9 protein-coding genes are annotated in these 9460 nt (G+C 53.4%); 3 read left to right on the forward strand and 6 right to left on the reverse strand.

All coding sequences use genetic code 11. The annotated features are described in order from the left end of the window. Together INT22_RS20640 and INT22_RS09610 are read left to right on the forward strand one after the other, a co-directional pair. On the forward strand, nucleotides 1–240 hold a 240-nt coding region (locus INT22_RS20640), incomplete at its 5' end, for a transglycosylase SLT domain-containing protein (protein ID WP_446718942.1). A gap of 11 nt (nucleotides 241–251) precedes the next feature. After that, nucleotides 252–992 carry a TSUP family transporter gene (locus tag INT22_RS09610; protein WP_193059493.1) on the forward strand — a complete coding sequence of 247 codons (741 nt, stop codon included), beginning with the start codon at nucleotides 252–254 and terminating at the stop codon, nucleotides 990–992. Between the two features lie 73 nt (nucleotides 993–1065). Here INT22_RS09610 and INT22_RS09615 read toward each other — a convergent pair whose 3' ends face one another. The 5 genes from INT22_RS09615 to INT22_RS09635 form a co-directional block, all read right to left on the reverse strand. Beyond that, the gene (locus tag INT22_RS09615; RefSeq protein ID WP_051626371.1) at nucleotides 1066–1617 is read right to left on the reverse strand and encodes a cupin domain-containing protein; all 552 of its coding nucleotides are present in this window, start codon (nucleotides 1615–1617) and stop codon (nucleotides 1066–1068) included. A gap of 164 nt (nucleotides 1618–1781) precedes the next feature. Continuing rightward, nucleotides 1782–3236 (reverse strand): Na+/H+ antiporter NhaC, encoded by a 1455-nt coding sequence (gene nhaC, locus INT22_RS09620; RefSeq protein ID WP_193068153.1) that lies wholly within the window; start codon nucleotides 3234–3236, stop codon nucleotides 1782–1784. Nucleotides 3237–3462: 226 nt separating this feature from the next. After that, complete coding sequence (locus tag INT22_RS09625) at nucleotides 3463–4962, reverse strand: aldehyde dehydrogenase (RefSeq protein ID WP_089040600.1); 1500 nt, start codon at nucleotides 4960–4962, stop codon at nucleotides 3463–3465. Next, the gene (locus tag INT22_RS09630) at nucleotides 4962–6338 is read right to left on the reverse strand and encodes an aspartate aminotransferase family protein (protein WP_193059496.1); all 1377 of its coding nucleotides are present in this window, start codon (nucleotides 6336–6338) and stop codon (nucleotides 4962–4964) included. The genes INT22_RS09625 and INT22_RS09630 overlap by 1 nt, the downstream gene beginning before the upstream one ends. A 35-nt stretch (nucleotides 6339–6373) precedes the next feature. Next, a complete protein-coding gene (locus tag INT22_RS09635) occupies nucleotides 6374–7180 on the reverse strand; it encodes a gamma-glutamyl-gamma-aminobutyrate hydrolase family protein (protein WP_038478694.1) in 807 nt (268 codons plus the stop codon). Between the two features lie 266 nt (nucleotides 7181–7446). On the opposite strand from INT22_RS09635, the gene INT22_RS09640 reads away from it, so the two are divergent. Then, nucleotides 7447–8835, forward strand: a complete 1389-nt coding sequence (locus INT22_RS09640) for a glutamine synthetase family protein (RefSeq protein WP_193059497.1) — start codon at nucleotides 7447–7449, stop codon at nucleotides 8833–8835. A gap of 209 nt (nucleotides 8836–9044) precedes the next feature. Here the strand turns inward: INT22_RS09640 and INT22_RS20645 are convergent. After that, the coding region (locus INT22_RS20645; protein ID WP_226912566.1) for an NAD(P)/FAD-dependent oxidoreductase at nucleotides 9045–9460 on the reverse strand (416 nt) is incomplete at its 5' end.

A 9460-nucleotide genomic window follows, 5' to 3' on the forward strand; every position in this document is an offset into this window, starting at 1 on the left:
ACCCGCCGTTCTCAGCAGCAGGCAGGTATCTCGCTGAGTAACCCTGAACACCTTTACTACGCTTACCATGAAGGCGCAGGTGGCTATCAGCGAGGCTCCTATCGCAGTAAACCCCACGTGCTGCGTGCAGGCAGCCAAGTGGCTGCCCGCGCTAACCGTTATCAAGCGCAGCTCAACGCTTGCGAAGCAGAGTTTAAGTGCCGCAAGTTTTATCAGGTCTGGCCGTTTTGTCGTAGTTAAGGGCTCCACCCATGTCTCTAATGAGTGGCTTGGCCTTAATTAGTGTCGTGTTTTTGACATCGATGCTGTCTGGCGTATTTGGCATGGCGGGCGGCTTGGTACTGCTGTGGTTTCTGCTGATCATGTTTCCTGCAGGGACTGCCATGGCCGTACACGGGGTCATTCAACTCACGTCTAACGGATCACGAGCATGGTTGTCGCGACGCTTTATCGTCTGGCGAATTGTTATGCTGATGACATTGGGCGTATTGATCGCCGCAGCTTTGCTGCTGCTGTTCAGCTATAGCCCCAATACCGCGACGGTTTCCCTATTAATTGGCTTAATGCCAATACTTGTATGGATTCCCAAACGTTGGTTTCACTTAGATGCTAATCGCGCCAGCCACGCGCTAGGTTGTGGCATTGCCGCTGGGAGCCTTACCATTGCGGCGGGGGTTTCTGGGCCACTGATTGATATCTTGTTTGTGCGCTCCCAAATGGATCGACGACAAGTGGTATCCACCAAGGCGATGATTCAGGTGGTGGCTCACAGCATCAAGATTCTCTTTTATCTGGGCGCAGCCATGGCGCTTAGCACCAGCGAATGGGGTATTGTGCTGCTAGCAGCGCCGTTTGCGATCTTTGGCACCCACACCGGCAACCGTATTTTGCAGCGCCTCACTGATGCCAACTTCCGCACCTGGACGCGCTGGATCGTGACCGGTATTGGGGGTTTCTATTTCCTGCAAGGGCTCTTTCTACTCACCCGCTAACGTTGGGCAGTGCCCAAGCTATGTGCACAACATCATTACTGCGACAATTGCCGCACAATACAAACCAGTAATATCAGAACGCCTTACCGGGCGTAGCGCAGCTAATTATCTTGCAGGGGGCATCACTAATATTTCGGAAACGATGCGGAACGCTTGTCTTGAAATAATAAGACTCCCCCGGCCCTAAGCGCCTGGCGGTGCTGCCCACAATGATTTCGATCTCGCCTTCTACAACAAAGCCAGCCTCTTCACCGTAGTGAGTAATCATGGCTTGCCCAGTGTCCGCACCCGGCAGATATCGCTCCACCATAAACGCCAGCGCACGGTTAGGCCGATTTGCCCCGACAAGCTTGAAGGAAATATCACCGGATGCGATATCAACCAAGTCATCCGCCGAATAGAAAATCTGCTCCTGACTATCAAGATCCATCGTAAAAAAATCACCGACGCTCATAGAGAATGCGTTTAGGATTTTCTTCAGGGAACTGACTGATGGGCTAACTTTTCCTTGCTCTATTAGCGAAAGACTTGAGTGGGTAACCCCACACAACTTTGCCAGTTCACGCTGCGAAATCCCTCGCTGCTTGCGCAAGGAGCGCAAGCTCGCACCCACGTCATCCGACATGCTTTTTTCACTCCCTATCAATAAGTAAATTAAATTACGTTGACGGTCTATTGACGGGCACATAATAGCGCAAAAAAAACCCCACGGCTGTGGGGCAAGCTCTCAATTAACGTGGCGTTATGAAAAAATAATCGTCTTGATCAGCCTCAATCATCATGTTCCGTTCAGGCGCTACGAACTCCCGCCAACTCCGAGTCGGCGCTTGCCGTTTTCGCTCCATCTTCATAGGCGATACGGAAGCCGGTAAAGCCATAAATAATCGCGAACATCGGGCTCAGCAGCGCCAGAAAGGCGTAGGGCGCGTAGCTAAAGGCACTGACCCCAAGCGTGGCAAACATAAAGGCACCGCAGGTATTCCAGGGCACCAGTGGTGATGTCATGGTGCCAGCATCCTCCACTGTGCGAGACAGGTTTTTCAGTTTGAGCGAGCGACGTTTGTACTCGCTGGCATACATACGGGCAGGCAGAATAATACTGAGATACTGATCGCAACCTACGACGTTAGCGGCCATCGATGTTGCCACTGTGGTAGCAATCAGGCTGCCAGTAGTCTTGGCCAGTTTGAGCAGACTTTCCACGATGGTGCGAAAGAACCCTGCTGACTCAAGAATCCCGCCAAAACTCATCGCGATAATGATCAGCGAAACCGTCCACATCATGGCGCTAACGCCGCCGTTGGTTAGCAGGTCGTCCACCGTAACGTTTCCAGTGTCTACCGCGTAGCCTTCCACAAAAATAGTAAAGCTATCGCCTAACGGGACGCCCTGAACCACAATTGCACAGACAATTCCCATCAGCGAACCGATAGAAAGTGCCGGAATGGCAGGTACTTTCTTAATCATCATCACGATGACGGCCGCTGGCACCAGTAGCAGCCAGGGGCTAATGATAAACAGCTCATTGAGGCTCTGCTGTAACTCGTTTACCTGTGCCGCGCCATCACCGGAAGGCGTCATGTTCAGGCCAATAATGGTGTAAAGCACCAGAGCAACCGCTAACGCAGGAACCGTGGTGTAAAGCATATAGCGAATGTGTTCAAACAGATCGACACCAACCACACCTGGCGCCATATTGGTGGTTTCGGAAAGCGGAGAAATCTTGTCACCAAAATACACGCCGGAGATCACAGCTCCCGCGACCATGGCCGGGTTAAGGCCTAGCCCTTCACCGACGCCCATCAAGGCGATACCAATGGTGCCGGCCGCCGTCCAGGCATTGCCACCAGCCAACGATACCAAACAGCAAATTAAGCACGCCGCGACCAAAAAGTAATCAGGTGCCAGAATGCTCAGGCCGTAATAGATCATCGTGGGCACAATCCCACCAGCAATCCAGTAGCCAATAATGGTGCCGATAATGATCAGAATGACAATCGCCTGAGTCGTCAGGCCAATAGAGCGCATGATGCCCGCTTCAAGCTTTTTCCAGCGGCTACCCGTCGCAAGGGCCACCGCCGTTGCCACAATCGCACTTAAAAACAGCGGCAAGTGCGAATCCGTTTCGAAGTAGCCAATAAATACGCCCAAAGATGCTGCCATAAACACAATGGGGATCATGGTCGCTTTTAAACTTGGCCGTGGTATTTCCTGATCTTCCTTAACAGTGGTGTCGGTCGACATAATGTCCTCACTCAGCATTTGCTTGTTGTTGGTGTTGATAGTGATGTAACCGCGTTAGAAACCGTTGTGCTGGTCATCGCTGAGACCATTGCAGAGACCATCGCAGAGATTGTTATTACCTTTCTGATACGGCGCTCAGGCACAGGGAAGCCATGGCCAGAGCCACCGCTTATACGGCGGCGTCTGGCGCTGTGGATGACTCAAATCAATACGTGGTAAAGATGTTTTAAGGGCTAAGCGACATCCATACCGTCTTCACTTCACAGTATTTCTCCTGCGCGTGAAGCGATTTATCGCGTCCATTGCCCGACTGCTTAACACCGCCGAAGGGAACGGTCTGATCGATACCGGCCCAGTTATTCACATAGACCTGACCGGATTGCAGCCGCCGAGAGACCCGCATGATGCGGTCAATATCTTGACTCCAAACGCCGGCAGCAAGGCCGTAGTCGCTGTCATTGGCCAGAGCAATGGCTTGCTCTTCGCTGTCGAACCCAAACACACTCAGCACAGGGCCAAATATTTCTTCGCGGCCAATACGCATTTCGGGAGTCACATCATCGAAGACCGTAGGCGGCAGGAAATACCCATTGGAATCGCTAGGCTCGCCGCCCAGTTTCAGGGTGGCGCCTTCGCTTTCGCCTTGGCGAATATACGCCAGTACTCGTTGGTACTGCGCTTCATCAACCATGGCACCCATGAAGCTACCCGGATCGAGCGGGTCTCCCGGCTGCATGTGCTCAGCAGCTTTCACTACGCGAGCCACAAAATCTTTGCGAATGCTGTTTTCCACCAGCAGGCGCGAACCGGCAATACAGACTTCGCCTTGGTTGTGGAAAATAGCTTCCGCAGCGCTTTGGGCGACGGCATCAAGGTGTTGGCAGTCGGCAAAAACGATGTTGGGGCTTTTGCCACCGCACTCCAGAAACACGCGTTTCAAGTTGGATTGTCCCGCGTACTGCATCAGCTGTTTACCCACACCGGTGGAGCCGGTAAACGCCAGACCATCAACCTGCATGGAAAGTGCCAGAGCCTTGCCCACCGTATGGCCGTACCCTGGCAGCACCTGAAAGACGCCATCGGGAATACCCGCTTCCTTGGCAAGGTAGGCCAAGCGCAGCGCTGACAAAGGTGATTTTTCCGACGGTTTGAGAATGACGCTGTTGCCTGCCGCCAGTGCCGGAGCAATCTTCCACGACGTCATCATTAGTGGGAAATTCCACGGCACAATGGCAGCGATAACGCCCATTGGCTCGCGCAGCACCAACCCTAGCGCACGATCTCCAGTAGGAGCCACTTCACCGTAAAGCTTGTCGATACACTCCGCTTGATAGCGCAGACAGGCGACGGTGCCTGCCAAGTCACCTAGCGAACTGGAAATCGGCTTGCCCATGTCCAACGTATCTAACAGCGCCAGTTCATCGCGGTGTGTCTCTACCAGCTCGGCTAGACGCAGTAGCACCCGCTTACGCTTACTCGGGTGGCAACGCGACCAGACACCACTTTCAAAGGTTGCACGGGCTGCTTGCGTTGCAAGCTCAGCCTCTTGCGCATCGCAGCTGGCCACCTCAGCAAGAACATGTCCGGTGGCAGGGTTGATACTGCTCAGCGTGCTACCATCAGCGGCAGCGACAAACTCACCATTAATGAAAGCGCGCGTTTCAAAGCTCAGTGATGCGGCTTTTGATTGCCAGTCGGCGAGGGTTTTCGGTGTATCTGCCGCCATTATGCACTCTCCATAGGGTGTGTTATCGCCAGCTTTTCAGCGGTTTTATCCAACGCCAAACGTGCCTTACTGACCAATTCATCGATTTCATCGCGAGTGATAATTAGCGGCGGAGACATCACCATCGTATCGCCCACTGAGCGCATCACCAGGCCATGCTCAAAGCACAAATCACGACACAAGTTGCCCGCGGAAAGAGACTTATCGAAGCGTTCACCGGTGCGCTTGTCGGCGACCAGCTCTAGTGCCCCAATCAAGCCCAACGAACGGGCTTCACCCACTAACGGATGCTCAGCCAGTTCCTGCCAACGCTTAGCCAGATAGGGCCCCAATTCATCGCGGACTTTCTCGACTACCCGTTCACTTTCCAGCAATTCGAGGTTTTTAAGCGCAACCGCTGCACACACAGGGTGGCCGGAATAAGTAAAACCGTGGAAGAACTCACCGCCGTCTTCGATCAGCGTATCGGCCACGCGATCTCCCACCAGCACCGCGCCAATGGGCAGATAGCCCGACGACAACCCTTTGGCAATCGGCATCAGGTCAGGTTGTAAGCCATAGTGAGTACTGCCAAACCACTCGCCTAAACGCCCGAACCCGCAAATCACTTCATCGGCAATCAACAGAATATCGTACTTGGCCAACACCTCTTTCACCGCTGGCCAATAGCTGTCCGGCGGAATGATTGCACCGCCTGCACCCTGCACCGGCTCAGCAATAAACGCCGCCACTTTGTCTTCACCTAACGCCAGAATTTGCTCTTCTAACGCTTGGGCACACTGCTTGCCAAAGGCTTCCTGACTCATGTCGCGCCCTTCACCAAACCAGTAAGGCTGGCAAATATGGCTAATCCCCGGCACACACGGGCCACCTTGATCATGCATCGGCGCCATGCCACCAAGGCTCATGCCCGCGACAGTAGAGCCGTGATAACCATTTTCACGCGAGATGACCCATTGCTTCTCCGGCTTGCCTTTGATCGCCCAGTAGCGCCGCACCATGCGCAGCACGGTATCGTTGGCTTCAGACCCGGAACCCGTGAAGAACACATGATTGATATGCTCGGGTGCCAGCTCACTCAGCTTAGCGGCCAGCTTTACTGCCGGAGGATGGGTGGTTTTAAAGAAGTTGTTGTAATACGGCAACTGCTGCATCTGCTCGCTGGCGGCATCCACCAACTCTTGCCGGCCGTAGCCGAGATTGACGCACCAAAGACCCGCCATACCATCAAGAATACGATTGCCTTGGCTGTCGTAAATGTATACCCCATCGGCGTGGGTGATGATGCGGCTACCCTCTTCGCCAAGTGATTTAAAGTCAGTGAATGGATGAAGGTGGTGTTGGCGATCCAACGCCTGATAGTCCTGGGTCTGCATAGGTCGGCTCCTGTTCAAGTCGTTGCAACAAGCATTCAGCTATTAACTGGCTGGGCGGCGCGTTGGGTACGATGCTGACGGCAGGCCGCCGCAAACCCCTGAAATAGTGCGTCATAGAAAGGATGTTCTTTAGGACGCCACTCCGGATGCCACTGCACAGCCAGGGCGAACGCAGCCGCGTCGCGCACCGAAATCGCTTCAACTAATCCATCAGGTGCCCAGGCTTCTGCATCCAGACCTGGTGCAAGCTGATCAATCCCCTGCTGGTGCAGTGAATTCACCTCAGCATGCTCGCTGCTATAGAGCGCCGCCAGGGCGCCATCCGGGCGGATCTTTACCGTATGAGAGGGCGCATAATGGCCCGCCATGTCGTCAGCGGGCGGCTCACGATGATCGAGCATGCCTGGTAGCGTTTGAACTGCCTGATGAAGGGTGCCTCCAAAGGCGACATTCATTTCCTGAAAGCCGCGACAAATGCCAAATAGAGGCAACGCCTGACGTAATGCCTCGTGCACCCAGCAAAGTGCCGCTTCATCTCGCCGTGCGTCAGCACGGGTATTCTCTGGGGCGCGTTCTGCACCATAGCGGTCAGGAGCGACGTTGGTATAACTGCCAGTTAGCAGCAAGCCATCCAGGCTGCCCAACAGAGCAATGGCCTGTTCAGCATGCTGCTCGGGCGTCAATGTATCGGCGGCTAACACAGGAAGAATCACCGGCGTGATGCCGTAGTGGTAAAGCGCCTGCAGGAATTTATCGGTCACTATCTGCGCGGGATGGCCTTCCACTTCTCGGCAGCAGGCGATAACACCCACCAGTGGGCGTGGGGAATGCGTTGCTTGCATAGTCAAACCACTTTGTCAGTTGTTATGTTTTATTCAACAGTCACTTCAACATAGCGTGGCTTGTTTTATTTTCCAATAGCAAAATAGTATTTTTATGAAAAAACATATTAAATCATTGATAAACAAAGAATTAAAAAACACATCTGTTACCGACAAAAAATAATGACACTATTTTTGTTATTAAATATTTGACACAAGCGGCTGCCGAAGCAAGGATACTGTTAGCAGAAACACAACTAAAACGGCATAAAAATAAGGTACAACGTATGTCCTCTGCCAATAACACAGACGCTCAAAACGTAGCCTCGGACTTTCTTGACAATCACCCAGAGATCACCAGCATTGACCTGTTAATCAGTGATCTTAACGGTGTCATTCGTGGTAAACGTATCCCTAGCGATAACCTTGGCAAAGTGTTTGAAAAAGGCATTTATTTGCCTGCTTCGGTATTTGCGTTGGACATCAATGGCAACACCGTTGAAGAGACGGGGCTGGGGCTTTCCAGCGGCGACGGCGACCGCGTATGTCGCGCCATTCCCGGCACGCTCAATCCGGTCACCTGGATGAATAACAACCAGTATGGCCAGCTATTGATGACCATGGAGGAGATGGACGGCGCGCCATTTTTTGCCGATCCTCGCCAGATTCTGCGGCGCATTCTTGAGCAGTTCTCCGAGCGTGGTTTAACCCCTGTCGTCGCCCTTGAGTTAGAGTTTTATCTGGTTGATCGTTTACGCGACGAAGAAAACTTGATTCAGCCACCGCAGTCCCCCTGCAGCGGCGAGCGAGCCACTCAAAGTCAGCTGTATTCGGTGCTTGAGCTAGACGAGTACGCTGAGTTTATCAATGACTTGCAGAGTGCCGCCCAGGCGCAAGGCTTGCCGCTGGATACGGTATTGAAAGAGTGTGCACCCGGCCAGTTTGAAGCCAATCTGATTCACACAGATGATGCGTTAAGCGCCTGCGACCACTCGGTACTACTCAAGCGATTGATCAAGGGCGTTGCATTAAAGCACGGCTTTGAAGCTACCTTTATGGCCAAGCCTTACGGCTTAGAAGCGGGTAGCGGCACCCATGTTCACGTCAGTCTGGTAGATAGCAACGGACACAATATCTTTGCCGAAAACGGCGACGATCCGCTGGAGAGCACCGCACTGCAACACGCCGTAGGAGGACTGCTGGAGCTGATGCCAGACTCCATGGCACTGCTGGCTCCCAACCTAAACTCGTTCCGCCGTTTTCAGGAAGGACTCTATGTGCCCTTGGCACCTACCTGGGGATACGATAACCGCTCTGTGGCCATACGCGTTCCCGCCGGGCCAAAAGAAGCGCGGCGCATAGAACACCGCGTAGCGGGTGCCGATGTTAATCCCTACCTGTTACTAGCCACCGTACTGGCCTCTATCCACCATGGCCTAACTCAGCAGACTACACCTGCGGAGCCAATCATCGGCAACGCCTATGACCAAATCGCACCCCAGCTAACTAACAGCTGGACCCAAGCGCTGCACCTGTTAAGCAACAACCGTGTACTTGGCGAACAGCTTGGCGAAGACTTTATTGAAGTGTTCATTGCCAACCGCCAAGCAGAGCGCGCCGAAACCATGCGCGAAGTTAGTGCCATGGAGTATGACTGGTACCTGCGCCACGTATAAGCTGATAAACCACCAATAGAACCCACCAAGAGAATAGAGAGAGGCGCTGCTCGGCGTCTCTCTTATTGCTTCTGCCTGTCTTATGCTGCCCCCTGTCCTTCTATTAGCTTTTTATGCCGTGTTATCTGTGAGCATCCGTGGCAAATAAAAAACGGGCTGACGAATGTATTCGCCAGCCCGTTTCCGAGCAATCACCAAACTAATCGGCGCTAAACCGCCAGCCGGTCACGCATGGCGTAGAACCACGCTCCCATGGCAGAAAGCGGCACACGTAACAGCCGTCCACCGGGCATTGGCAGATGGGAAATCTGTGCAAACGCTTCAAAACGCGTCTCTTCACCACTGATCGTTTCTGCCACTAACTTGCCAGCCAAATGAGAGCACGTCACCCCGTGGCCAGAATACCCCTGAGCGTAGTAAACGTTGCTATTAATGCGGCCAAACTGCGGCAGGCGGTTAAGTGTCAGCAAAAAGTTACCACTCCAGGCGTAATCGACGCGCACATCGCCAAGTTCAGGAAAAGTAGCCAGCATCTTTGGCCGAATAGCTGCCTCAATACTCGCGGACTCCTGACCGCCATAGTTCACCCCGCCGCCATACAGCAAACGGTTATCGGCGGTCAGGC

Source organism: Halomonas sp. 3D7M, from assembly GCF_014897885.1.
In the GTDB taxonomy this organism is placed as follows: domain Bacteria; phylum Pseudomonadota; class Gammaproteobacteria; order Pseudomonadales; family Halomonadaceae; genus Vreelandella.

Excerpts from the sequence above, each read along its gene's own strand:
- INT22_RS09610 (WP_193059493.1), top strand. The coding sequence starts at position 252 with ATGTCTCTAATGAGTGGCTTGGCCTTAATTAGTGTCGTGTTTTTGACA.
- INT22_RS09615 (WP_051626371.1), bottom strand. The coding sequence starts at position 1,617 with ATGTCGGATGACGTGGGTGCGAGCTTGCGCTCCTTGCGCAAGCAGCGA.
- nhaC (WP_193068153.1), bottom strand. The coding sequence starts at position 3,236 with ATGTCGACCGACACCACTGTTAAGGAAGATCAGGAAATACCACGGCCA.
- INT22_RS09625 (WP_089040600.1), bottom strand. The coding sequence starts at position 4,962 with ATGGCGGCAGATACACCGAAAACCCTCGCCGACTGGCAATCAAAAGCC.
- INT22_RS09630 (WP_193059496.1), bottom strand. The coding sequence starts at position 6,338 with ATGCAGACCCAGGACTATCAGGCGTTGGATCGCCAACACCACCTTCAT.
- INT22_RS09635 (WP_038478694.1), bottom strand. The coding sequence starts at position 7,180 with ATGCAAGCAACGCATTCCCCACGCCCACTGGTGGGTGTTATCGCCTGC.
- INT22_RS09640 (WP_193059497.1), top strand. The coding sequence starts at position 7,447 with ATGTCCTCTGCCAATAACACAGACGCTCAAAACGTAGCCTCGGACTTT.